The organism is Microcoleus sp. A2-C3, from assembly GCF_036706065.1.
Taxonomy (GTDB): Bacteria; Cyanobacteriota; Cyanobacteriia; order Cyanobacteriales; family Microcoleaceae; genus Microcoleus.
This window is the reverse complement of the sequence record NZ_JAUBVX010000026.1, coordinates 1-24,991: the sequence shown is the minus strand read 5'-3', so window position 1 is coordinate 24,991 and position 24,991 is coordinate 1. Positions and strand designations below refer to the sequence as shown.

At 45.8% G+C, this 24,991-nt stretch carries 24 protein-coding genes; 11 read left to right on the top strand and 13 right to left on the bottom strand.

Annotation, left to right across the window (positions count from 1 at the left end):
• The first annotated feature begins 14 nt into the window (after positions 1 to 14).
• Positions 15 to 896 carry a CRISPR-associated endoribonuclease Cas6 gene (gene cas6, locus QUB66_RS15790; RefSeq protein ID WP_332970276.1) on the top strand — a complete coding sequence of 294 codons (882 nt, stop codon included), beginning with the start codon at positions 15 to 17 and terminating at the stop codon, positions 894 to 896.
• A 3-nt stretch (positions 897 to 899) separates the two neighbouring features.
• Here the strand turns inward: cas6 and QUB66_RS15785 are convergent, their stop codons facing one another.
• Both QUB66_RS15785 and QUB66_RS15780 read right to left on the bottom strand, forming a co-directional pair.
• Positions 900 to 1,223 (bottom strand): antibiotic biosynthesis monooxygenase, encoded by a 324-nt coding sequence (locus QUB66_RS15785; RefSeq protein WP_332970277.1) that lies wholly within the window; start codon positions 1,221 to 1,223, stop codon positions 900 to 902.
• 360 nt (positions 1,224 to 1,583) lie between these two features.
• Positions 1,584 to 3,281, bottom strand: a complete 1,698-nt coding sequence (locus tag QUB66_RS15780; RefSeq protein WP_332970278.1) for a SulP family inorganic anion transporter — start codon at positions 3,279 to 3,281, stop codon at positions 1,584 to 1,586.
• 408 nt (positions 3,282 to 3,689) lie between these two features.
• Between QUB66_RS15780 and QUB66_RS15775 the strand changes: the two genes are divergently transcribed.
• Together QUB66_RS15775 and QUB66_RS15770 are read left to right on the top strand one after the other, a co-directional pair.
• Positions 3,690 to 4,160 carry a response regulator gene (locus tag QUB66_RS15775; RefSeq protein ID WP_265239842.1) on the top strand — a complete coding sequence of 157 codons (471 nt, stop codon included), beginning with the start codon at positions 3,690 to 3,692 and terminating at the stop codon, positions 4,158 to 4,160.
• Between the two features lie 100 nt (positions 4,161 to 4,260).
• Entirely contained in the window at positions 4,261 to 4,554 is a 294-nt protein-coding gene (locus QUB66_RS15770) for a DUF2103 domain-containing protein (protein ID WP_265239843.1), read from the top strand.
• Here QUB66_RS15770 and QUB66_RS15765 read toward each other — a convergent pair.
• The 9 genes from QUB66_RS15765 to QUB66_RS15725 form a co-directional block, all read right to left on the bottom strand.
• Complete coding sequence (locus QUB66_RS15765) at positions 4,543 to 5,169, bottom strand: HEAT repeat domain-containing protein (RefSeq protein WP_265239881.1); 627 nt, start codon at positions 5,167 to 5,169, stop codon at positions 4,543 to 4,545. The genes QUB66_RS15770 and QUB66_RS15765 overlap by 12 nt on opposite strands.
• A gap of 298 nt (positions 5,170 to 5,467) precedes the next feature.
• Entirely contained in the window at positions 5,468 to 7,546 is a 2,079-nt protein-coding gene (locus QUB66_RS15760) for a tetratricopeptide repeat protein (protein WP_332970279.1), read from the bottom strand.
• A 515-nt stretch (positions 7,547 to 8,061) separates the two neighbouring features.
• The gene (locus tag QUB66_RS15755; protein ID WP_332970280.1) at positions 8,062 to 8,895 is read right to left on the bottom strand and encodes a HEAT repeat domain-containing protein; all 834 of its coding nucleotides are present in this window, start codon (positions 8,893 to 8,895) and stop codon (positions 8,062 to 8,064) included.
• 338 nt (positions 8,896 to 9,233) lie between these two features.
• Positions 9,234 to 9,515 carry a phycobilisome linker polypeptide gene (locus QUB66_RS15750; protein ID WP_265239846.1) on the bottom strand — a complete coding sequence of 94 codons (282 nt, stop codon included), beginning with the start codon at positions 9,513 to 9,515 and terminating at the stop codon, positions 9,234 to 9,236.
• A gap of 219 nt (positions 9,516 to 9,734) precedes the next feature.
• Positions 9,735 to 10,604, bottom strand: a complete 870-nt coding sequence (locus tag QUB66_RS15745) for a phycobilisome linker polypeptide (RefSeq protein ID WP_265239847.1) — start codon at positions 10,602 to 10,604, stop codon at positions 9,735 to 9,737.
• A gap of 170 nt (positions 10,605 to 10,774) precedes the next feature.
• Positions 10,775 to 11,590 carry a phycobilisome linker polypeptide gene (locus tag QUB66_RS15740; RefSeq protein WP_332970281.1) on the bottom strand — a complete coding sequence of 272 codons (816 nt, stop codon included), beginning with the start codon at positions 11,588 to 11,590 and terminating at the stop codon, positions 10,775 to 10,777.
• A gap of 148 nt (positions 11,591 to 11,738) precedes the next feature.
• Complete coding sequence (cpcA, locus tag QUB66_RS15735; RefSeq protein WP_265239849.1) at positions 11,739 to 12,227, bottom strand: phycocyanin subunit alpha; 489 nt, start codon at positions 12,225 to 12,227, stop codon at positions 11,739 to 11,741.
• 102 nt (positions 12,228 to 12,329) lie between these two features.
• Positions 12,330 to 12,848 (bottom strand): phycocyanin subunit beta, encoded by a 519-nt coding sequence (locus tag QUB66_RS15730; RefSeq protein WP_265239850.1) that lies wholly within the window; start codon positions 12,846 to 12,848, stop codon positions 12,330 to 12,332.
• Between the two features lie 439 nt (positions 12,849 to 13,287).
• The gene (locus QUB66_RS15725; RefSeq protein WP_332970282.1) at positions 13,288 to 13,527 is read right to left on the bottom strand and encodes a hypothetical protein; all 240 of its coding nucleotides are present in this window, start codon (positions 13,525 to 13,527) and stop codon (positions 13,288 to 13,290) included.
• 243 nt (positions 13,528 to 13,770) lie between these two features.
• Here QUB66_RS15725 and QUB66_RS15720 point away from each other — a divergent pair, with 243 nt between their 5' ends.
• From QUB66_RS15720 to QUB66_RS15705, 4 genes are all read left to right on the top strand, one after another.
• Positions 13,771 to 16,593 carry a cation-translocating P-type ATPase gene (locus tag QUB66_RS15720; RefSeq protein WP_265239854.1) on the top strand — a complete coding sequence of 941 codons (2,823 nt, stop codon included), beginning with the start codon at positions 13,771 to 13,773 and terminating at the stop codon, positions 16,591 to 16,593.
• A 247-nt stretch (positions 16,594 to 16,840) separates the two neighbouring features.
• Positions 16,841 to 18,094, top strand: coding sequence for a DNA replication/repair protein RecF (locus QUB66_RS15715; protein ID WP_332970283.1), 1,254 nt, complete (start codon positions 16,841 to 16,843; stop codon positions 18,092 to 18,094).
• Between the two features lie 140 nt (positions 18,095 to 18,234).
• Complete coding sequence (psb27, locus tag QUB66_RS15710) at positions 18,235 to 18,633, top strand: photosystem II protein Psb27 (RefSeq protein ID WP_265239857.1); 399 nt, start codon at positions 18,235 to 18,237, stop codon at positions 18,631 to 18,633.
• A gap of 441 nt (positions 18,634 to 19,074) precedes the next feature.
• A complete protein-coding gene (locus QUB66_RS15705; RefSeq protein WP_332970284.1) occupies positions 19,075 to 20,736 on the top strand; it encodes a family 10 glycosylhydrolase in 1,662 nt (553 codons plus the stop codon).
• 35 nt (positions 20,737 to 20,771) lie between these two features.
• On the opposite strand, the gene QUB66_RS15700 is transcribed toward QUB66_RS15705, so the two are convergent.
• Positions 20,772 to 21,479, bottom strand: a complete 708-nt coding sequence (locus tag QUB66_RS15700) for a Uma2 family endonuclease (protein ID WP_332970285.1) — start codon at positions 21,477 to 21,479, stop codon at positions 20,772 to 20,774.
• A gap of 101 nt (positions 21,480 to 21,580) precedes the next feature.
• On the opposite strand from QUB66_RS15700, the gene QUB66_RS15695 reads away from it, so the two are divergent.
• The 4 genes from QUB66_RS15695 (at position 21,581) to QUB66_RS15680 (ending at position 24,709) form a co-directional block, all read left to right on the top strand.
• Positions 21,581 to 22,477 carry a polysaccharide deacetylase family protein gene (locus QUB66_RS15695; protein WP_332970286.1) on the top strand — a complete coding sequence of 299 codons (897 nt, stop codon included), beginning with the start codon at positions 21,581 to 21,583 and terminating at the stop codon, positions 22,475 to 22,477.
• 135 nt (positions 22,478 to 22,612) lie between these two features.
• Positions 22,613 to 22,894: a hypothetical protein gene (locus tag QUB66_RS15690; RefSeq protein ID WP_332970287.1), complete on the top strand. Its 282-nt coding sequence runs from the start codon at positions 22,613 to 22,615 to the stop codon at positions 22,892 to 22,894.
• Between the two features lie 60 nt (positions 22,895 to 22,954).
• On the top strand, positions 22,955 to 23,161 hold the full coding sequence (locus QUB66_RS15685; protein ID WP_332970288.1) for a hypothetical protein: 207 nt from the start codon (positions 22,955 to 22,957) through the stop codon (positions 23,159 to 23,161).
• Positions 23,162 to 23,431: 270 nt separating this feature from the next.
• The gene (locus QUB66_RS15680) at positions 23,432 to 24,709 is read left to right on the top strand and encodes a bifunctional sterol desaturase/short chain dehydrogenase (RefSeq protein ID WP_332970289.1); all 1,278 of its coding nucleotides are present in this window, start codon (positions 23,432 to 23,434) and stop codon (positions 24,707 to 24,709) included.
• On the opposite strand, the gene QUB66_RS15675 is transcribed toward QUB66_RS15680, so the two are convergent.
• A complete protein-coding gene (locus tag QUB66_RS15675; protein ID WP_332970290.1) occupies positions 24,696 to 24,824 on the bottom strand; it encodes a hypothetical protein in 129 nt (42 codons plus the stop codon). The two genes, QUB66_RS15680 and QUB66_RS15675, sit on opposite strands and share 14 nt — an antisense overlap.
• Positions 24,825 to 24,991: the final 167 nt, after the last annotated feature.

Below are 24,991 nucleotides of genomic sequence, written 5' to 3'. Positions count from 1 at the left end.
TATATAATTTTAAAATGCCCCACACCCTCGTTTTAAACCTGCTACCCGTTGCACCAATCCCATCCCAATTTTTAACGGGACGGCATCTTCATGCCTTATTTCTCAACCTTGTGAGTGCTGTAGACAGCGATTTGAGCGCGTACCTGCATGACCAATCGAATGAAAAAGCTTTCACTTTAAGCTTTTTCCAAGTAAGCAGAAAAGAGGTGGCAAAAAGCAGCACTGCGCTGACACAAAAGAGAGTTTTGCCTGCGGCGACGCGCCCAATTTTTCCGGCAATACAGTGGGAACAAAAGCAAGCAATTCGTGAAAATACAGCGATTTGGTGGCGAATTTCTCTGCTGGATGACGGTTTGTTCGATCGCCTAACTGAACTTTGGCAACAACTGAATTTTGACCGCCCTTGGCATCTGGGCCCTACAGATTTGTACATTACCAATATTTTGAGCGAACCGCAATCAAACCAGCCTTGGGTGAATTTTTGCAGTTACGCCGAATTGTTCGATCGCGCTTCCGACACTGAGCGCCAAATTGCGTTTACCTTCTGCACTCCTACTAATTTTCGGCAAGGTGTTTACGACAGTGCGATGCCGACTAGAGAGAGTATTTTTGGCAGTTTGGCGAATCGTTGGAACAAATATAGCGAAATTGCGATCGAACCTACTTTTATAGAATCTATTTTTCCCAGTTTCTTCGATATCCGCACAGAAGTTAGTACGGATTCCCGCAGTAAATTTATTGGCTGCGTCGGCGATATTACTTACCGAATTATGGGAGATGTTGATCCGGTTGCTATCAAGCAAATTAATGCTTTAGCAGATTTTGCACTTTACAGCGGAGTCGGGCGGAAAACGCCGATGGGAATGGGAATGACGCGCAGGTTGCAGAATTTTTAATCATTAACTTTTTGGCTTAATTTCACTGACGATTTCATAAATATCTGTGTCGGGAATTTTGGCAAACAAAGGCGTCATATGCTTCAATATTTCTTGATAAGCTTCGCTTTGATTGGCGGCCATCTCTTCTACGCTTTCCCAAAAAATGATGGCAATACCTTTGTCTGTATTTGGCAATTGCAACAGGTATGCTCCCTTAAAACCTGTGGCATAAGTTGCAACGGCTTTTTCAAAAAGTTCTTCTGCTTCTTTGAATTTTCCTGGTTTAAATTCGCCAATGGCAACGTAGGCAAACTGATGTCGGAGAAAGTCTAAAAATTCTGACATATCCTGTTCCTGAATAAATCGCTATACACCAAGTTATATTTTACCCGATCGCAGTAATTTTGTGAACTGCACAGTTTTTAGTCTCGCTTAACCAAAGCGGCGGATTTATGAGGCATTATTGCAAGTAGCCGCCCGACTCAAATAGAAAATTTTTGAGTCAGGCGGCTGGAATCTCTCTTATACCAATTTTTTATGAGGCTGCATAGAATTATATCCCCCCTAGCCAGGGCGGGCACGCACCATCCACCGCCCCTACAAAGGGGGGGACAAGATTCCGATCAAAGTCCCCCTTCTTAAGGGGGATTTAGGGGGATCGAGATATGTGCAACGACCCATTAAATTGGTATTAAATAAACTTGATCAATCTTCTTTTGGGGCCACCAACTCTTTTTGTTCAGACGTTATAACTACAGGTTGAGCGAATTTTTCGATCGCAGGAGTGATGGAAAAAATTGCTTCCGTCGTCGTTTCAAAACAATTTGATAACCCAATTTTTTCCAAGATTCCCGATCGCTCTAGGAGTTGTTGAACTTCCGGCTGCAAACCCGTGAGAATTAAGCGGCAATCGTGGCGTTTCAGATCCTGGTAGATGTCTTCGAGGGCGACTAACCCAGTGGTGTCCATATTCGGTACAAACCGCAGTCGCAAAATCAGAAACTTCACTTCTGGTTCATCTCGCAGGAAGGTTACAAACCGTTCGGCGGCACCAAAAAATACAGGCCCATCTACCCGATAAACAGCAATTTGTTTGCTTAACTCCAGGGGAACACCGGGAGGAAAAACTTCGGTTTCGGGAATTTTGGCCAGGCTCAACTCGCTCATCCGCTTGATGAACAAAGCACCCGCTGAAATTAATCCGACTTCTACGGCTAGAACTAAGTCAAAGCAGATGGTGACTAGCCAGGTAAGAATCATCACACCAAAGTCGGAGTATGTGGCACGCATCAGCAAGCCGATCGCTTCCCACTCAATCATCCGCAGGCTAACCACCATCAGAATGCCAGCCAAGGCCGCTAGGGGAATTTGTGCCGCGAGGGGAGCTAAAGTCAAGACAATAATCGCTAAAGCAAGGCCGTGAATCACGCCAGAAAGTCGAGTTTGGCCACCAGCACGGACATTGACAGCAGTACGAGCGATCGCCCCCGTCGCCGGAATTCCCCCAAAAAACGGCACTATGATATTCGCCAACCCTTGACCGATGAGTTCCCTGTCACTATTGTGTTTCTCGCTGACTGTCATACCATCAGCCACCACCGCCGACAGCAACGACTCAATACTCCCCAATGCAGCCAGTGCGAAGGCAGGATTAATTAGCTCTCGCAGCAGACCAAAATCAGTCCAGTGGGGAATACCTTGCGGCACCGGTAACGATTGGGGTATCGAGCCGATAGTGGGGACGTGGAGGTGAAAAAACGACGCTATAGCAGTCGCTAGGATTAACCCCACCATAGAACCCGGTATCGTAGTATTAATCCGAGGCCAAAGCAGTTGTGTGGTAATTACAACCATTGCCAACCCCACCGACGCCGAATTTACACCCTGTATATGGGTCACACTTTCCCACAATCCCGGTAAAAAATGTTCGCTGCGTGTCAATTGCAAGCCAAAGAAATTATTAAGCTGACCGCAAAAAATAATCACGGCGATGCCATTAGTAAATCCCGCCGTCACCGGATAGGGAATAAACTTCACCAGCCGTCCGAGTTTGGCAATCCCCAAGGCCACCTGGATAATCCCGGCCATTACCCCAGCAATCCAAACCTTTTCGATGCCGTACTTGGCGACAATTCCCACTAGAACGACTGCCATTGCCCCAGTAGGGCCGGTAATCTGAACGGGTGAACCACCAAAGATTGCCGCTACAATCCCCGCCACAATTGCGGTGTAGAGTCCGGCTTGCGGTTCCACTCCACTCGCCACTGCAAAAGCCAGCGCCAAGGGCAGTGCTACGACTGCCGCTGTTAGTCCACCTGTCAAATCGCCACGCCAGTTACGGAACAAGTAACCCAAGCGGAAACTTTGAACGTTATCGAGAGTATTTAAAAGTAGTGTCCGCATATTCAATTAATTTTGTACTCAGCTTTGAAGTAACTGGGCCTAAATGCCATTGGAAGATCTATGTATCTTCAAAGTCTTGCAGATAGCTTAACGCTTAGGCGATCGTACAGCAAGCTCTAGACAGATAAAGTGTATGAACCGAAGCCATGATTGGCAGATTTTGATTGGTGTATATAACTACTCTTTTATGAGATGCGACACTGCACTAAAAAGCGTCAGATTGTTGAGGTTTGTGATCAACACTGACTGTCGATTAATACTATTCTTGTCGGTGCCTGCGATCGCACTTTCCATAAAAAGCGGCCCGAAAACAGCGGTTCTTTGCAATAACCCTATTGAGTTTACAAAGTTTACCTGCCAAAATTATCAGGTATAAAGACAAATAAAGTAGAGAAGCAACTAAAATAAATGCCAAAAATATTAGTAATTGAAGATAATAACTTTATCCGAGCAACCGTTATAGAACTCCTGCAATTGCACGGTTTTGAAGCTATAGGCGCGGAAAACGGACAAGTCGGTATCCAGTTAGCGACCGCCCAAATTCCCGATTTAATCTTGTCGGATGTGATGATGCCGGAACTCAACGGTTTGGAAGTTTTTGCGATTTTGCGATCGTACCAGGCAACCGCCAGCATTCCGTTTATTTTTATGACAGGTTCGGAAATGGAAAAAGCCCAGCAACTCAAAGCCGATGGCTACCTCCAGAAACCTTGCAGCGCCAAAGAAATGTTCCGGGCGATCGCAACTCAACTAGAAAAACCGACATTTACCAACCCAAAACATCAAAAAGTACAGGACAATTCTGGTAAAGAAAATCTCAGCTTGCGCGCCCGGAATCAAAAACCTCGGTTTGAGATTGCGTCGCTTTGCTCTCAATGACACGTACAGTAACGTTATTGATACATAACTTGAGGGAATTTCAAATTGGTTCGGCCAGAGGGTGGCTTAGACTGGGTATGTTGAATTTGGTTAAAAAGTAATGAACCCACAACCCAAAGGCCGCCTAGTTTGGAATCACTCCACCCACCTTCCCGGTTTGATACCAATTTTAGAGCGCCTCACCCTCAAAATGGGCATTCACACCGTTACCCCAGGCGTCATTAACAAAGTTAAAGGACACATCCCCCGCATGACATTAAGAGTGTCAGTACCCATCCGCGGGGGATTTAAAATCATTGCCAGACAGGGCAAAACCGTACAAGAAGTCTTTATATTAACCACTCTCAGTCAAGGGGAATTGGAAGAGATGATCGCCCAAACCCTAGCCAGGTGACAATTTTTCCTTAGCAAGCACTGCGCGAGCTCTAACTGCTAAAGTTTCATCGCTTTGGGCTATTTCCTCAAGTTGGGCCAAAACTTCGGTTAACCAATCCGGTTGAACAGTCGCAGCAACCGCCAAAGCTTGCAAAGCCCCCGCTGCTGCGTAGCGAACCACCCATTCCGGGTCTTGGGACGCTTGCAGCAGGGTTTTTACTGCGCGAATTTGAGCATCTGCAATTTGTTCTGCGGGCATAAGTTCCCAGCAAATCGTCCCCAAACCCCTAGCCGCCGCCCGCCGCACGCTCAAAGCAAAGTCATTCGCCGCAGCATCCAGCAAAATCTCTAAACCTCTGGGGTCGCCAATTCCCGCCAAAGCCCGAACAGCCCAAGCTCTCGCCCCGTAATTGTAGCCGTCAAGCTGTTCTAGCAGCGGCAGCACGGCGGGTTCTCCGAGTTGAATCAGTCCGTCAACGGCGGCCACAGCAGCGCCTGGGTTGTTGTAGCCGAGGACTGTAATTAAGGTAGGAATTGCTTCTTTGGAAGGAGTCGCCGCCAGTGCTTTGACTGCGTTTAACAAGCCTTCGGAAGAATCTGCTTGTTCGACTGCGCGAATTAGTTCTAATGCCATTGATTTGTAAGCTGTACCGTGATCATTGTAATTGTAGGTTGGGTCGATCGCGCGATCGAACTTTTTGCAGCGTCGGTGAGGCGCGGCGATCAACTGGGAAAGCTTACCCCAATACGCTTGGGTTAATGTTTTTTTGTCATTGCGAGCGTCTGAGCGAAGCAATCGCAGTGTCTGTTTTTGACATCGTTTTGGCGATCGGACTGTCTGAAATGAACCGTATTGAAGCTTACCATACTCGAAATAGGACAATCTTGGTTAAAGAGTCGAATCCGCAAAAAAACTCGACTCCATACCTGCGCTAGGAATTCTTGCGCCGTACATCCTCACCGCCTTCGCGCTTCCTATAAGCCTTAGCCCAAGCATAGCGCTGCGGATTTTTTGTCAGCAGATATTCCACAACTTCCCGACGCTTCTCATCCTTAGCATTTTTGACAACCCGCTTCAGTTCGGAATCTATATCTTCTGATTCAGCACCGCGTTTAATTGCCTTGTTAAACCAATCATCGCCCTGTGAATATTGACCCCGCTCATAACAAATAGCTCCCATCAAAGTGTAAGGATGATGACTCTGAGGCTGGTACTCAATAGCTTTTAGCGCGCACTTTTCAGCATCATCTAATTTATCAATATCTCGAAAAGCACCGCCCCTAGTTGTTAACAAAGCTGACTTGAGCTTATTTTCTTTGATTTGGTCGAAGTCCAGATTTTCTGTCACCTTCAATGCACTTCTCGGTTCACCTGCCTTGCGCCAATGACTGCTGGCGTTGGGCAAGTTCCATTTATCTCCAGTGCGCTCATATTCGCGATCGTAGAAAAGCGCTTCAAGCCTGTGGTAGGCCATAGCAATCTTTCCATGACTAGCTAAAAGTTTCTGTTGTATTAACTGAACAACTAACACAGGATCTAGACGCTCTTCTTTCTCCAATTTTACCATAATTGCGTAAAACGGATCGAAGGGAAAATTATGATCTATAATCCGATACTTGACCTTGAGAGTCGCAAATTCCTTCTCTTGGGCAAAGGTAATTACATCCTCACGTCCATTCTGTTTCAGCCAATCAAAATCAGCCTCACTTAAATGCTCTCCCCATTGGATTTTTAATTTCAGATCAACAACATAGTTTTCAATAGCAAAAGTAATTACATCATCACGTCCATTCTGTTTCACCCAATCAAAATCAGCCTCACTCAACGGCTCTCCCGATTGAATTTTGGACTTGAGACTAGCAGCATATTTGTCAAGCGCCAGAGTAATTGTCTCAGTCAGTTTACGCTTTTTCAGAAAATTAATATCCTGCTCACCTAGCGGATTGTCTAAATCAATTTTTTTGATAACTTTATAAAGATGGCTAGAGAGAGATGAATCCTCACAAGTAGTAGCTTTATACTTAACTTTCAGTTCAGCAAAGTGTCGTTTCTGTTCAATCTCCAAAACCATGCTAAGCGTTTCGCTCAGTTGATGCTCTTCTAGCCAGTTAAGTCCTGACTTGCTCAACTGCATATCTGCATCCAGGTTATTCAATATTTGATAGAGTGGACTAGAGACAGATGTTTCTGCGTATTCACTAGCTTTGTACTTATCCTTTAGTTGGGCAAATTCAGCTTCCCGTCCAGCTTTTTGTTGCCAAAAAATTTCTAGAGTATCAATCAGTTGGTTATTGAACAGCCAGTTAGCCTCTATATCACTTAATCTTTCTCCTGCATCGAGTTGCTTGAGGATTTGATACAAAGGGCTATCAAGCGAACAATCTGGATATTCAGTTGCTTGGTACTTAGCCTTTAGTAAAGCAAAGTGCTGTATTTGCCGATAAATCTTTATCGGTTCATAAAACCGCCTCGATTTCATCCATTCCATCTCTGAATCACTCAGTGGATTTCCACTGTCAATTTGGCAAATAAGGTCATAAAGAGAATTTATCGTTAAATCCGAGCTACTAACTCGGTATTTTCTCGCTAGTTCAGACAAATGCCTCTCTTGTTTTATTTGTTCTTGTTGCTTTCGTTGATGCTCTCGTTCCTCTCGTTGATGCTCTCGTTCCTCTCGTTGATGCTCTCGTTCCCAAATAATCTTTACTTGTTGTTGCTCTTGTTCCAAAACTATCCTTTCTTTTACACTCAGTTTCTCACCAGAGTCAAATTTCTTAAGAATTTCATACAGAGGATTGGAGGGAGAAAGATCCATTATCCATTCCCATTCTTTTAGAAAAAGATGTTCCTCTGAAGTCAGGTTCACTCCTTCAGTACGCATATTCAGAAGTCCTCTCAACGTACAACATATACTAGAAAGAGGGACTCCCCCATATTGCTTTGCTTTATGAGTTGCTTTATACTTAACTAGGAGAAATGCAAATTCTTCACAAAAATCTTGATGCTTCATAACAGCTACTACCCTCAATATTTTTACTCAAAACTCATGAAAATTAATAGTTAAAGCCTCCTCCCTCATTCCATCAAACCATCCGTCGCCGATTCACGAGGCTAAAACTGATAAAATAGTTTTCAATTGCCTGAAATACAGATATACGGCAATACGGTTTACTTAAGACGATCCAGGCGGTTAAAAATTATGAAAAATAGATTTTGCGATTGCTTCGTTCCTCGCAATGACAATCTTAAGTGGAACCGTATTTAGCTATACGGTAGGGACACAGCACTGCTGTGTCCTGAATGTGCTGTGTCCTGAATATACGGCAATACGGTTTACTTAAGAAAGATCCCCCCTAACCCCCCTTAAAAAGGGGGGGACAAGAAACCTCTCAAAGTCCCCCTTCTTAAGGGGGATTTAGGGGGATCTCCGGGGCATAAATAGTGTTAAGTGAACCGTATTGGAATATACGGCAGACAATTGAGAATCGCTAAAGCAATCCTATGGCAGTTGCGAACTAATTTTGGTCAAAGTAAACTATCCATTAAATTCATCACTTGGATAGCTTCATCAGACAAAGATAGAGATTCTTGTTGATTTAGGTGATGCTCCAAAACTCCTTTTAGTGCAATCAATTTCATGCTATTTTCTGCTAAAGTTTCAGCAATAGCTGGCGCTGACGGCAAATAGCCGATCGCCCCCAAGTCCATCAAAGCCGATCGCCGCAACTGCAAATTATCCCCATTCAAAGCCGTTATCAATCGATCGCCGTAAATGCGATCGCCAGTTAACTGATACATCGCCCGCGCCGCAGCGTACTGCACCCGCTCCACAGAATGCTCTAAAAAAGGTGCAATTAGCGGTATAGCTTCTGTCGCTCGCAGCGTGCCCAAAGCTTCAATTACCGAATCGTAAGGCTGCACAAGGTGCGATTTGCCAGCCACTCGTAGCGCCACAGCTACGCCCCCATCCAATAGCTGCATGAGCGGTGGAATGGAATCGCGATCGCCCAGCATTTCGAGAGCTTGAGCCGCCGCTTCCCGCACGTAATAATCCGCGCATTCCAAACAGTGAGTCAGCGCTGGTAAGGCTTGTTTGTCGCCCAATTTACCCAGCGCCCGCGCCGCATTTCGTAATAGGGAATAATCGCCTATTTTTGTTTGTTCTGATTCTTCTTGTAATGCTGCAATCAAAGCTGCGATCGCCGCCGGTTCTTTGACTCGAAATCGGCCCACCCACCAAGCAGCGTAATACCGGAGACTGTAGTCTGGGGAGTGCAAATTTGCGATCGCCTGTTCAATTGTTAAAGACTCGCCCTCAGCTACACCCGCCGGCGGTGAGTCGGATTCGTCATAATTCATAGTTATTAGTTATTAGTTAAAAGTTGTGGGATGGGCTTCTAGCCCGTCCTAAAAGTTATGGGATGGGCTTCTAGTCCTAAAAGTTGTGGGATGGGCTCTAGCCCGTCCTAAAAGTCCTAAAAGGAACTCGGCGATTGAAATCGTTTCTACACAGACAAAACCCGCCTGCGCGGGTTGGGGAAACTCGGCGATTGAAATCGCTTCTACACAGAAACTCGGCGATTGAAATCGTTTCTACACAGACAAAACCCGCCTGCGCGGGTTGGGGAAACTCGGCGATTGAAATCGCTTCTACACAGACAAAACCCGCCTGCGCGGGTTGGGGAAACTTTCAACTATTAGTTATCACCCGATGATTCATGGGATGATTCATGAGACGATTCTGCGATCGCACTTAACGGCTGAATGCTGACAATTGTACCGCCCATGCGAGTAATCCGCTGCATTTCTTGATTCATCCGATTGTACGGTACGGTGATAAATGTACTCCCGCTCGATCGAATCGAATAATCGATATTTTCTGTATCATCGCTTTTGCGCAAGCCCGCCACTTCATAACGAAAACAGCGACCGGCGGAAGCTGTATTGCCACTTTTTCCAGCTACAATCTGACCAAACATAAGCTTCTTGGTAATTGGTAATTGGTTAGTAGTCAGTAGTCCTTAGTCAGTAGTAATTAGTCTTTAGTTCAGTATTTACACCGAACCTAATTATGTAGGGTGCGCACTACGCACCTTACGGAAAGCGTAATTAGCCAAGGGCCATTAATCTCTAGCAATTTTACTAATGACTAATGACCTATGACTAATGACTAATTGCTAATGACTGATGACTAACAACTAAATTTGAGTAATGCTGGCGATTTTTCCGCCCAAACGATGAATTTTCTGCATTTGCGGCAGCCAATCCTCAACAGGTACGATGAAAGCCTTGCTGCTGCGACGCACGCTAGGATAGCCACCTGTGCGAATCCCCGAAACTTCCACGCGCAACAGTCGTCCTTCCTTGCCGTAAGCTGCCGCGCCGCCGAAACCGCTGCTGGGAGTTACGTTTTGTGCCGAAGGGCGATATGCCCAACCTTCGTTACCACCGGAGGGGCCGACTACAGCCGTAGCCGTGTTGGTGCCAACTTCGGCTGCTAAGCGAGAGTTATTGCCTTCTATTTGAGATGTATCGCTATTTGCGTAGCCCCGATACAAGCGGAACATCCGGGTAAAGCCAACGGATCTTTGTCCCCGCTGAAATTCAAAAGCCCGGTAGTAAGGTACGATATTATCTCCAAAGCTTTCTTGATATTCTACTGAATCGATGTAGGAATCAATATCAGCATCGTATCCTTCGTTTTGGTACAAATCTAAGTGATGAACTACTTCAGATTCGTCGTAAATAGCCCGACCGAGCAAGTGTTTGTAGTTTAGTTCGATCGCCCGAGTTTGGAAGCTGCTGTAGAAAAACTTGGTTTTGTACAGTTCCGATTTTGCCACTGCACGCACAAATTCTCGCACCGTTAAACTGCCGTCTCGCAGGAGAGATTCAGCACTTATCAGGCGCTCGGATTTCATCAAATAGTCGTTGCCCAGCACCTGACGGTAAACTGCACGAATCACAGTTTCAACGTCGTCTTTGGTGTAGTTCGGACGTAATTCTACCTTCGGCGCATCGCTCAATGCGGATGTTCCCAGTCTGGATGCTGCTGTCGTAATCGCCACCAAATTTTCTCCTAAATTAATAACAAAAATTTAAAGCTTGGTTGCACTGGAAATTTTTAGGACTAAGGCAAATATGTCTGAAAGTAGAGTGCACAGTGCGCACCTTACTCATACACATTAATTAGTCCTAATTTGTTAAAGACGCTTCAAAAAAAACGTCTTTACAAACTTTAAGCTGTGGTAATACTTACCACTTTGCCGCCACGTTTGTTGATTTGCTGCAAGCGGCTCGAAAGTTGCTCGTAAGGCACGAGATATTCGGTAGTAGTGCGTCGTACTTGGGGCGAAAACTTAGCCGAACCTTGCATTGCGGTGACTCGGTAGAGTTGGTCGCGAGTGCCGCCGGAAGTGCCACCAAGGGCTTTTCCGGTGGAGGGGGTGGAGATGGGCGAAGCCGTATTTCTGGCAACTTCCCAGGTTAGTCGCCCTTGCTTTTGGTTTTGGGCGCGATCGCTGTTGGCATAACCCCGGTACAATTGAAACATCCGGTTAAAACCGACGGTTTTTTGACCTCTTTGAGTCGCGAAACCCCGATAGTAAGGCACTACACTCTCGCCAAAATTCTCTTGATACTCTACTGAGTCAATGTAAGAATTGATTTCAGATTCGTAACCTTCTGCATTGTACAAATCAACGTGGAAGGCAATTTCCGACTCGTCGTAAGGAGCGCGGCCTAACAAATGTTTGTAATTAAGCTCGATTAACCGCGTTTGCGAGTTGGGGTAAAAAAACTTTTTCCGATAAGTTTCGGAATGTGCAATTGCTCGCACAAAATCTTTAACTGAAATCTGTCCTTGCACCAGTAAAGATTCGGCACTGGTGAGTCGTTCGCTCGACATTAAATACTCGTTGCCGAAAACTTGGCTGTAAGCAGCGCGAATTACTGCTTTCGCATCGTCTTGCGTCCAGTGGGGGCGCAGTTCTACTTGTCCGGCTTCTTCAAATGCTTTTATTCCCAACCGTTCTGCTGCACCTAATCCCGCCATCTTTGCTTCTCCCTTTTTTGCTTTAAAAACTAACAACTGCTTAAAAAAGTATTTGGAAAACTCGGCTAAGATCGCAGATGCCCGGAATTGTATACAACCGCTAACACTCAAGCTAGCAGCAGCTTACATTTCCGGGCATCACGCAAATCTAGCTCAGAGCGTTGATTGCGTAGTCGAGGTAGGAATTCGCTTCAGTTGCAGCATCGCCACTCAGACCGTGGTTGCCTTTGATGTACTTGAGAGCTTCAACGTACCAGCTAGGAGACAATTCAAATGTCCGGTTGATTTCGTCAACACCTGCAATCAGGTACTCGTCCATTGGGCCTGTACCGCCTGCAACTAAGCAGTAGGTGACCATGCGGAGGTAATAGCCGATGTCGCGAGAGCACTTGGCTTTACCGGTTGGGGTAGAAGCGTAGTTCGGCCCTTGCATTTGTTGGGTGTACGGAAATTTGTTGTACACAGCTTGAGCTGCACCGTCAATCAACTGCTGAGACTTGGCGGTCAAAGCCTTGGCTGCTTCCAAACCTGCTGCTGCTTGGCGGAAACGTCCGAATGCGACTTGCAGTTCAGTGCTGCTCAGGAAACGGCCTTGAGAATCGGCTGCTGTTACTGCTTCAGTCAAAGGGGTTTTCATTGTTCTGGTTTCTCCCTAATTTTGTGTTGTTTTTGTACAAAAATGATTGTTTGCAAAAATGCGATGCTCGCTTCTTTACAAGAAATGTTCGCTTGGCTATTTTTAGCCGACTGCATTAGCTGCGCGGTCGAAGTAGCTGCCGATTTCGGACATCAGCGAGCTGCAATCACCACGGGTAATGCCGTTGGGGTCGTTAGCAAGTGCGATCGCTGCTTCCTTCATTTTTTGCACGCCGGCTGCAACCGAACCACCGGGAACTCCCAGAGCTTGGTATGTTTCACGCAGACCGTTCAAACAGCGGTCATCCAAAACGCTGGCGTCGCCTGCAAAAGTTGCATAGGTGACGTAGCGCAAAATGATTTCCATGTCGCGCAAGCAAGCTGCCATGCGGCGGTTGGTGTAAGCATTGCCACCAGGAGCGATCAGTTGAGGCTGTTCGGCGAACAGGGTGCGAGCTGCATTAGCTACGATGCTGGATGCGTTACCGGTGATGCGGTTTACTGCGTCAATCCGCTTGTTAGCGTCGGAAACCATGCTGCTGAGAGCATCTAGTTGACCCTGGGCGAGGAATTCGCCGCGAGCGTCAGATTGAGAAACCACTTTTGTAAATGCGTCAAACATGAAAGAACTCTCCTACTTGAGTTAATTGAGTTTGGTTGCGGTATAAAACCGTTAAGTTAAATTTGTTCAGGCTACGAGTGCCTGTAAGGGTTGAAATTTGATGCCAGCTAATCTGCTGCTCCGATCGATTTCTCCCTTTCCGCTACCTGCACTATTGTGACATTGCAACGGACGTTTAAGAAACCTTAGAAAATTTTACACCTTTTATGAGATGCGACAAACCTTGTTAATCAGTGTTTTTGTTAACTTTCGCCTGTCGTTTCAACCCTCTGATAACTTTATACAATGCTCGTCCGCGTTTGTTTATTACAAATTATTACGGAAACTTATCTCTCTGAGAAGGTAAATGGGGGGCAACCGATCGCGGGCAAATCTACTCCCTAGGGTAGATGCGGGGTTGTCGCCCCAAACCCTGAGTTTGGTTATATCGCCCTTTTTGTTACTCTGCCCTCGCCCCGAATTGTCCCGTAGCCCGATCGCCATTGTGCGCTTTGCCCCAAAAAAGCCTATTATTAAGACAAGTTAAGAAAATTAAAGTTTTGCGAAAATAAGGCGGGGAATAGGGAAAAAAGCCAAAAAAATGCCCAATCCAAGATGCACTCAGAATTGGGTGGGTAAAATCCCAGAGATTGCCATTGTCGATCGCCACAGCCACAGCTTTTGCCGTCCAGATCGGCATTTAACGACAAAACTCAGCGGTTGGCGCTTGGGTAAAAGCTGAAAGAATTGCTAATTTTTAGTTAAGGTGGATGAGTGATATCAGCGGTAAATCTACCAACAGATCGAGAGAGCCAGAGATAGACCAGAGATAGAGAAGTGTCTAGCTTCCTGCTTCTTATCTCGAACCAATACCTATGCAGTATCGATCGGCTGTAACTGTCCGGCCGCAACCACCTTTATGCCCCATGCTCGATCGTAATTTATGTCTTCTTTAAATTCTCCCTCTTCTTGGCACACCGTAGGAATTGACAAAACCCTCCAGCAGCTAAACAGCAACAAAGATACTGGCTTGAGCAGCCAACAGGTGTCAGAACGCTTGCAGCAATACGGCCCCAACGAACTAGAAGAAACAGGAGGCCGCAGTGCTTGGTCGATATTTGTCGATCAGTTCACCAACATCATGTTGATAATGCTGATGTTTGTCGCCGTGATTTCTGGATTCTTAGACATCAAGTCGAATACTTTTCCCAAAGATGCGATCGCCATTTTTGCGATCGTCATACTCAACGGCATTCTCGGCTATTTCCAAGAACAAAGTGCCGAAAAAGCCCTCGCAGCCCTCAAAAACCTCGCTTCGCCCCTAGTCAGAGTCCTGCGAGACGGCAAAACTTCAGAAATAGCAGCCAAAGAACTCGTACCCGGAGACGTGATGCTGTTGGAGGCTGGGGTAAAAATCGCAGCAGACGGACGCTTGATCGAATCGAACAACCTACAAGTCAGAGAATCTGCTTTGACGGGAGAAGCGATCGCAGCTACAAAGCAAGCTCATCTAGAACTTCCCGAAGATGCTTCCTTGGGCGATCGGCTAAACCTAATTTTTCAGGCCACAGAAGTGGTTCAGGGACGCGCCAAGGCGATCGTCACCAACACCGGAATGCAAACTGAAATTGGCAAAATTGCCGCCATGCTTCAGTCAGTAGAAACCGAACCGACTCCCCTGCAACAGCGGATGAGCCAGTTGGGAAACGTTCTAGTCTCCGGTGCCCTCGGCTTAGTCGTAGTTGTCGTCATCGGCGGCATGATTACCTTCAACAACGGCGGTATCGGGTTAGATACCAGCAGATTTGAAGATTTGTTAGAAGTTTCTCTCAGCATGGCAGTTGCTGTAGTGCCCGAAGGACTCGCAGCAGTCGTGACAGTCACTTTGGCACTCGGAACTAGGCGGATGGTGAAGCGCAACGCCCTGATTCGCAAACTGCCAGCCGTAGAAACGTTGGGTTCGGTGACAACAATTTGTTCCGACAAAACAGGCACTCTGACCCAAAATAAAATGGTAGTTCAGCTAGTGTCTACGGGCGACTGCACTGTCGCCATCGGAGGGGACGGCTATGCCCCGATCGGAGATTTCACCGATCGCCATACCTCCGCCCCAATTAATAATTTAGAAGAATATCCAGAACTCGAATCTTTATTAATTGCCTGTGCGGTTTGCAACGACGCAGTATTGCAGCACGAACAGCAAGAATGGAAGATTTTGGGCGACCCCACAGAGGGAGCTCTGCTGTCTTTAGCAGGAAAAGCCGGCATTTATAAGGAAAAACAGTGTCAATTGCTGCAACGCACGGCGGAATTTCCTTTTTCTTCCGAACGCAAGCGGATGAGCGTGATTTGCGAAGTCCCCGGCCGATCTCCACATTCGGGATTTCCCTGCGAAAACGGACAGCAGCAGAAATATTTGATGTTTACCAAAGGTTCTCCAGAGTTGACTTTGGAGCGCTGCCAAAGCATTATAGTTGGCGATCGAATACAACCTTTAAACCAGGAAATGCGCGATCGCATCCTCGTCGAAAACAACAACATGGCAAGCGCAGGTTTGCGAGTCCTCGGATTTGGGTACAAAATCTGGGAAAACCTGCCCTCCGAAGGTTCTGAGGAAACCAGCGAACAAGACATGATTTGGCTAGGACTCGTCAGTATGCTGGACGCGCCGCGCCCGGAAGTGCGGGAAGCCGTGGTGAAGTGCCGCGATGCAGGGATTCGGGTAGTGATGATTACAGGAGACCACCAGTTGACGGCAAAAGCGATCGCCCACAATTTAGGTATTGCTAAAGAGGGCGATCGAGTTCTCACCGGTCAAGAATTAGAAAAACTCAGCCAAGAAGAACTCAAACAACAAGTCGAGCACGTTAGCGTTTACGCCCGCGTGTCCCCGGAACACAAATTGCGAATTGTCCAAGCTTTGCAAAGTTGGGGCAAATTTGTCGCGATGACAGGCGACGGAGTTAACGACGCGCCCGCCCTGAAACAAGCCGATATCGGCATCGCAATGGGAATTACCGGCACCGATGTCAGCAAAGAAGCTAGCGATATGGTGCTGCTAGACGACAACTTCGCAACAATTGTCGCCGCCGCTGAAGAAGGGCGAGTAGTTTATACCAACATTCGGCGCTTTATTAAGTACATTTTGGGTAGCAACATCGGCGAAGTTTTGACAATTGCGGCCGCACCTTTAATTGGTTTGGGAGGAGTGCCACTAACGCCGCTACAAATTTTGTGGATGAACTTAGTAACTGACGGCGTTCCCGCTTTGGCCTTGGCCGTGGAACCGGGGGAACCAAACGTGATGAAAAAGCCTCCTTTCAGTCCGCGAGAAAGTATTTTTGCGCGGGGTTTGGGTTCTTACATCATTCGGATCGGGATTATTTTTGCAATTTTGACGATCACGATGATGTCCTGGGCTTACGGATATACTCACGCTCCGGGACACGGGAATCCAGAGGCTTGGAAAACAATGGTGTTTACAACACTGTGTTTAGCGCAAATGGGTCATGCGATCGCCATTCGCTCTAACACCCAGCTAACGATCGAGTTAGACCCCCGCACTAATATTTTTGTTTGGGGAGCCGTGATTGTGACTACTGCTTTGCAATTAATGCTGATTTACGTTCCGCCGTTGAGAGCATTTTTCGGCACTCACTATTTGTCGCCCTTTGAGTTACTGGTTTGCTTCGGTTTCAGCGCCCTGATGTTTGTCTGGATCGAAATGGAAAAACTGTTCGTGCGCTTGTACAAAGCTCGCAAATAGTGTTCTCAGCCGATATTTGGTTTGTAGTGAGGACTTTAGTCCGCATTCCTCAGAGGACTAAAGTCCTAATTACAAAAGGTTTGTTGGTGCGATCGTTCGGACTTTAGTCCGCATTTTTCAGAAGACTAAAGTCCGAACGATCAAACATCTGATTACCAATTATCATTTACAAACCGATAAGGTACGCAATTCGCACCCTTCTTCCCTCTTTCTTCTTCCCTCTTCCTTCTTCCTTCTTCGCAATATTATGTATTTGAAAACACTGCACCTACGGCAGTTTCGGAACTACTACGATCAAAAAGTAGCGTTTGACGCTCCCAAAACCATTTTAGTAGGAAATAACGCTCAAGGAAAATCTAACTTGTTAGAAGCAGTAGAGTTGCTTTCGACATTAAAAAGCCACAGAGTCTCGCGCGATCGCGATTTAATACTGGAATCAAAGCCGATCGCCCAAATAGATGCTACACTAGAACGTCAAACCGGAGCGATCGACTTATCTTTAACTTTGCGATCGGGAGCGCGCCGCAGCCTGAAACTCAACGGCGAACCCCTGCGCCGCCATTTAGACTTTTTGAGCGTCATCAATGTAGTACAATTTTCCTGTTTGGATTTGGACTTAGTGCGCGGCGGGCCCGAAGGAAGGCGCAATTGGATCGATCGGCTAGTCATCCAATTAGAACCGATTTATGCTCACATTTTGCAGCAGTACAACCAAATTTTGCGCCAGCGAAACGCTCTGTTAAAACGTTCTAGAGAAGTCAAGAAAGCCGAATTTTCCCAAAGCTTTGACAAAATGCGATTTATCGGATCTGAAACTCCCGAAGACCAAAATATCGCAGAATTCCCAATGCCCAATGCCCAATGCCCAATGCCCAATGCCCAATCCCCGATTCCCAGTTCAGAATTAGCCTTGTGGGATGCGCAGTTGGCGACAGCGGGGGCTCGCGTGATCCGCAGGCGCGATCGAATTTTGGAGCGTTTAATGCCGCTAGCTCGCAATTGGCACGGTTCAATTAGCGGTTCTACAGAAGTTTTAGATGTCAAATACGATGCTAATATAGAAGTCAGTTCGGAATTGATCGGTAAAGACAATCTTGAAGGAGTACGGCAAGCATTTTTAGATAAAATTCAACAAAGGGCGATCGCAGAACATTTTCAAGGAACCACCTTAGTAGGCCCGCACCGCGACGACATTACATTTACAATTAACAACACGCCAGCGCGTCAATACGCCTCCCAAGGCCAACAGCGAACTCTCGTATTAGCATTAAAATTAGCCGAATTGCAGCTTATTGAAGAAGTCGTCGGCGAAGCACCTTTACTATTGCTCGACGACGTACTTGCAGAACTCGATCTAAGCCGCCAAAATCAACTTTTAGAAACAATTCAAGAGCGATTTCAAACTCTAATTACTACCACTCACCTAGGGGCTTTTGACAGTCAGTGGCTGCGGCAAACCCAAATTCTCTCCGTCGCTTCAGGACAAATCAATCAAGTTTAGATTTTAAATTTTAGATTGACAAAGTTTCTGTTTCATGGTATTGATGCAGAAATAATAAAAATTTGACATTATTAGCTGAATTCGAGATAGGATAAAGGTTAATTTTGATTGTCGCTTTCACTTCCATTTTTCTAAGCCTTATGAAGCATTACATTTCCCGTCTGTTAGCCCTCGTATTAGTTGTTGTCATCGGCGTAGCGGGCTGTACGAATGTTCCCGCTACTCTGAGTGGAGACTATAGCACAGACACATTAGCATTAGTCAACAGCTTGAGAACAGCGCTCACTTTGCCAGATGGCGCGCCGGAAAAAGCAGCCGCTCAAGCCGCTGCTCGCACCAGTATCAATGATTTTTTCGCAGCATACCGCCGCGATCCCGCTCTTACCAAGCTGACATCTTTCACGACAATGCGGACGGCCTTAAACTCTTTAGCAGGACATTATAGTTCCTATCCCAATCGTCCCGTTCCTGAAAAGTTGAAAAAGCGTCTTGAAATTGAATTTCAGCAGGTAGAATCTGCTCTCACCAGAGGATCTTAATCTCAACATTTAGGGATAAAAGATAAATTATAAAAATTTATCTTTGCATCCTTAACATTTGAGTGTTAGCAATTTTTACTGGAAATATCAACTGCTTTTAGCGCCCACTTTACCCAGGCGCTTTTTTTACTGCATTTAGTGAGAAAATACTGAAAAATTGAACTGGATATGATACGACATTAGGCTTTTTTACTTTTTTACTGTTTAGTCGGCGAAGGCGGACATCGTTTGTATAGCAGCGGTTTCAACCGCCGAGTCTTATCGTTATTTTATCGCACAGAATCTAAATTGCCGCCAGACATAATTTGCATTGTGCGATCGACTTGTGCCATAACTAGGTCAACCGAAAAAAAGTAGAAAATTTGTAGATGTGCGTCTGGGCGATCGCCAATTCAGCGATCGCCAGCCAATTTAAACTAGAAAACCCGATTCAACTATCCCATGAAAATTGCACCAACTCGCATCGCGAACTTTCAACACCAGCGACGCTTTTTAAGTGCGGTAACTGCTGTTTTAACCAGTAGCTTAATCAGCCAGCTTGTTTTGCCATTTATCGAAAATCAAGCAGCCTTTGCCCAAACATCAGCCTATTGTCAATTATCCAAAGAAGACGTAAATCAAAAAGAAGACTTGCGCCGCGCCGCGCTGTCAGGAAAATCAGAATCCCAGCAGGCATATTTTGCCGTTTTGAACAAACACGCGCGGGAAATAGCAGAATGCCGCCAAAAAACTTGGCCCCAAACCCAAGCAGTTTGGCTGCGTTTGTATCCCTGCGATGTCAGGCCCGGAGAAATCGATCGCGTATTAGACAAAATTGTCAATAAAGGCTACAATCAAGTCTACGTCGAAGTGTTTTACGATGGCCAAGTGCTACTCCCAGCAGCAGATAATCCGACTGTTTGGCCTTCTGTTGTCAGAAATCGTGGCTACGAGAAATATGATTTGTTGGAAAAGGCGATCGCCAAAGGCAAACAGCGAGGTTTAAAAGTATACACCTGGTTGTTTACCATGAACTTTGGCTATACCTATTCTCAGCGTCCCGACAGACAGCAAAACCTCGCATTAAACGGCAAAAACCAGACAAGTTTAACAATAATTAAAGACGCAACAATTAACGATGATTTCGGAGAAGTTCCGGGCAATCAAGCCTTTATCGACCCCTACAGTCCGCAAGCGAGGCAAGACTATACTTTATTAGTAAATCAAATAGTCAAGCGCAAGCCACAAGGAATGTTATTCGACTACATTCGCTATCTACGGGGCTTCGGGCCGGCTTCAGTTGCTACCAAAGTTCAAGACTTGTGGATTTACGGCCCAGCATCGCAGCAAATGCTTTTACAGCGGGCTAACAATCAGCAAGGGCGAGATTTAATTCAGCGATATTTGACTAAAGGATTTATCAATACTAATGACGTTCAAGCAGTAGTCAAACAGTATCCGAATGAGCGAGAACCTCTTTGGCAGGGGCGAATTCCGCAATCCGTTCCAGTAGCAACTCCCGCTTCTCGAACACAGAATGCCGCATCAAAAGTAGCTTCACAAACTCCCGCCACAAAATCGCCAAACGCTGCAAAACCGACGCCAAAACCGACGCCAAAACCGACACCAAAACCGCCGCTTCCCGACACTGGCATTCTACAAAAAGACCTCTGGAAACTGAGTATTGGTCATGCAGTTCAAGGAATTTTAGATTTTTTTGGGGTGGCAACTAAGCCAGCTCAAAGCCTGGGAATTCCTGTAGGAGCGATATTTTTTCCTGATGCAAATAAAAAGATAAATCAAGGGGGATATGATTCGAGATTGCAGCCTTGGGACAGCTTTCCGGCTGCTGTAGAATTCCACGCGATGTCTTACGGAAATTGTGGGGATGTAAGCTGTATTGTGCCGCAGGTGGAGCGGGCAGTGAGTTTAGCGCCTCCGGGAGCAAAAATTATTCCTGCCATTGCTGGAGATTGGGGAAAATCTCTAAAAAATCGGCCGTCTTTGGAGATTCAAATGCAGGCAATTCGTTCGGCAACGCCACAAATTAATGCGGTGAGTCATTTTTCTTGGGGGTGGCAAGAACCGGAGGATGAAAGGGCGCGGCAGACTTGTCGCTTTTAGCGTAATTATTTATAGCGACTGCGCGAATTGCGTCTCTACAAAACTGGATTTTGGCTGGTGGGTAACTGTTGGACAAACTCTTGATGTGCGTCACTGTTTAATCCGGCTTGAAGAGTGGCGATCGCACTTGGCATATCCCCGTCCAAGAGTGCTGAGACTGCCAGCCACAACCCCGGAAAAACTCGGCTGCGGATAATTCCTTCAGCATCGGGGAGTAGAGATATATATTCTTCTTCCTGCAAGGAAAACCAATCGATCCGGCGATTCATGACTTGCCAAACGAGATATTCTTTGACTCCATTGCGGCGGTAAACTCGTTTTTTGTCCCGCAGATCGATCGTCGCGGTACTTGCAGAAATTTCGGCAACAAATTCGGGTGCACCTTCAATATAGCCATCATCGCTAAGAAAAGTTTGACCCCCATGTCGGGAATCAATTAGCAGTACAGCATCGGGTTGAGGCTCGTTATCTAAATCGAGACGCACGGTAGGATTATCGCCGATCCGAGTATGCGCGGTAAAAGCAACATAGAAGCCAAGACAAGTAATGAGACGAGCATGGGGCTCGGCGTGGGGTTCAAAGCGTAAGGGTGAAGCCATATAAACAATTCCTTCAATCAATTCTGCTTTTTTGAGTGCGGGCATGGCTGTATAGCGCCGCTCGAATTCTGCACGGCTGAGCAAATCGCCATTTTCCAGAGGGGGAATCGTGATGCGGCTGAGATTTGTTGCCGGAGCAATCATGGCTTTTCTCCTGTTGTTATGCGTTGCTATCTTGAATTTTATCTAATTTTAGGCAAAGTTGTAAGCTATCGTTATATCGTTAACAGAAAATATTACAGTTAATGAATACCAAATTTACTAAAAAATTAGCGATTCAAAGTATTATATTGATCGTAATGATCGCCCTAATTTTGCTATTTTCAGAAAATCGACAAACTGGTAATTCCAATTCCCTCGCCCAAATCCCCCCTTTAGACAATTTCCCGCCAAACCTCCTGAAACCGCCAAAACCCCAAATACAGCCTTCTCCCGCCACCACTCCGACTCCGAAACCCGCCGATAAACCTTTAATATTCGCACCGCCGACGCAATTTCGCAGCCAGATTGTTTATAAAGCAAGTATCAGCAACTCAAAAGTTATCGCGCTGACATTTGACGATGGGCCAACTGCGGAAACTTTGAAAATATTAGCAGTTTTGCAGAAACATAATGTGGTAGCTACATTTTTTTGTTTGGGTGCAAATTTGCGAGAAAATCCTGAAATTGCGAAGCGAGTAGTAAAAGCGGGAAATGCGATCGGCAATCATACATGGCATCACTTTTATCATAATGTTACTGAGAAAACAGCATCGGATGAAATAGATAATACTGGGGTGCACATTTATCGATCGAGTGGGGCAAAAAGTTTGTTATTTCGTCCTCCAGGCGGCCGTTTAAGTAACGGTTTTGCAGATTATGCCAAAAAGAAAAATTATGTAGTTGTCATGTGGTCGATCGACCCTAAAGACTTTTTGCAACCTCCGGCGGCTGCTATAACCCGCAGTGTGCTGTCTCAAGCGACATCGGGGGCGATCGTATTGTTGCACGACGGCGGGGGCGATCGCCAGCAAACAGTCGAGGCCGTGTCGGCAATTATTCCTAAACTAAAACAACAGGGATATCGTTTTGTCACCGTGCCGCAATTGCTGCAAATGCAAGCAGCCCAAAAACAGCAAAATGGCGAACAAAAATCCCCATAAATAGACATCTCAGCCAAATCTCCTTTATCTGCATTTCATCTGCATTTCATCTGCGTTCATTTGCGTTCATCTGCGGTTAAAGATCAAAATTATGCTAAAATTATTAATATATAAAAGCCCTTATTAATAATCATAATGCAAAAACTACAAGCAAGAGACATCAACCTCCGCTATTTAATCGATAACTTCGGATTACAGCGAGTTCGTCAAGATGATTTCTTCCCAGAATGGCAAGAAAACTTACCCGAAGTAACAGACTCAGAAAAACAATTGCTTGATCGCGTTCAAGATATCTACTACAACTTGGTAGACTCCCCGCCTTTGTTAGAAAATTCAGTCAAGCTGACAATTATTAGCCCTATTTTGTTTATTGCCGGTCTGTACGAGTCTCCTTTTCAATTCAAAGCCGAAAAGTAGATCGCCATTCAAGAAGAAGACGAAGGCAGAATCATCGAAGGCAGAATAGATATCCTGATTATGAAAGCCAACTTGTGGGTGACAGTAATTGAATCCAAACAACTTTCATTTTCAACTGACGAAGCACTTGCCCAACTCCTGACATATATGCTGGCAGATCCCAATCCCGAAACTCCTACTTTTGGGATGATTTCCACAGGTGCTAACTTCAGCTTTGTCAAGCTAGTCAGAAGTGGCAAAACTCCTGAGTATGCCTTATCTAATTAATTCACAATTCACAATTTAGGCAATGAATTGTACCGCGTCTTGCAGATTTTAAAACGCCTGAGTCAATTGCCAGAATAGCAATAAAAGTCATTTTCAGCGATAGTTGAAAAATGACAATATCTCAGATATTATCCGAAGAAAACCACCACAATCAAAAAGGTTTGTAGTGAGGACTTTAGTCCGCATCAATCAGAGGACTAAAGTCCTCACTACAAACCTTTTTTATGACAGGACATGATATAATATCTTAAATTTATAACTTCTGCGAGTATGGTAAATTACTGGATAGTCGGCGCTGTGGGAATAGCTTCTGTCTGCTGGGCAGAAATCATCCGAGACTTTTATCACGTCGCGTCTCATTATGTGCCGCCTTTGCAAAAGCTGCACAATTGGCATCACCGCGTTTTCCGCCCGAATTTGACCGCTGTCAGCGAGACAATTTACAAGCAAGCACACTGGCGTCACGATGTGCCCGAAGCTGCGGCGATGTTGGTTTTAGGCTTGTTGCTGTGGGTTTTAGCGTATTTTTGGCTGCCCGAATATCACTGGGGCGCAGCAGCCGGTTGTATTTATACTTTAGGCTTTTTGTTGAGCGCGATCGCCCGCGCGTGTGGCATTAAAGGTGCAGACGAATTAACCGACATCACCCACCAACCGGGAGAATTCCAGACTATCCCCGGCAACTGGTTCGTTAATAAACCTTATCATTGGAAGCATCATTTTGACAATCAAAATGCTTACTATTGCGGTACTTTCACCTTAATAGATAAACTTATGGGAACAGCACTTTCTCTTAAAGGCAAAACTGTAGCCGTCACCGGTGCATCGGGAACTTTAGGGCGTTTGCTTCTCAAACACCTGCACAAAGCTGGTGCAAAAGTTATCGCCCTATCCTCTGGAAATGAGGAAATTACTTTGAATGTAGGCGGCGAGATTTTGCCTGTAAAAACTGTAATTTGGCACGCTGGCGCAGAGGCAGATTTAGCTCAATTGTTAGAAAAAATCGATATTCTCGTCATCAATCACGGGATTAACGTACAGGGAGAAAGAACCGGAGAGGCGATCGCAAATTCATACGAAATTAACACTTTTTCGGCGTGGCGACTGATGGAACTCTTTTTCTTAACAGTCCGAACTAACGAAAACATCGCTTGTAAAGAAGTCTGGATCAATACTTCCGAAGCAGAAGTGATTCCCGCTGTCAGTCCCCTGTACGAACTCAGCAAACGTGCTCTGGGAGATTTAGTCACCCTGCGACGGCTGGATGCGCCCTGTATCGTTCGCAAACTGATTTTAGGGCCGTTCAAAAGTAATTTAAACCCGATCGGCATTATGTCTCCAGACTGGGTAGCGCAGCAAATTGTCAAACAAGCTAAAGCCGATGTCCGCAATATCATCGTCACAATTAATCCTTTAACTTTTATCGTTTTCCCAGTTAAAGAATTTTTTGTTTCTCTGTATTTCCAAATCTTCAGCCGCAAGGCGATTCCAGAGATAAAGGAAGCTGCGGCTTCTGAAAAATCTAGCGTTGAATCTAAGATTCATTAATGAACCAAAACCCGGTTTCCGCAGGGGCGGCGGCTGTGACTGTCCGCCCTGCTGCTAAATTCCACAAAACTAAAGCCTTTGTCACATCGTCACGCCCCCACTCCCACAGTCGCAAACCTACTCTTCTGACTCATTGGGCCAAAACCGTTGGGGGGGACTGGAATCGAGAGCTGTTTCGGGCCCCATTCCCAACAGGGTTATACTAACTGTAGTTTAGACTAAAAAATAGTCGCAGCTAAAAGTAGCTGCCTTTGAATATCCGGGAAGCTGTTACTCAAAAAC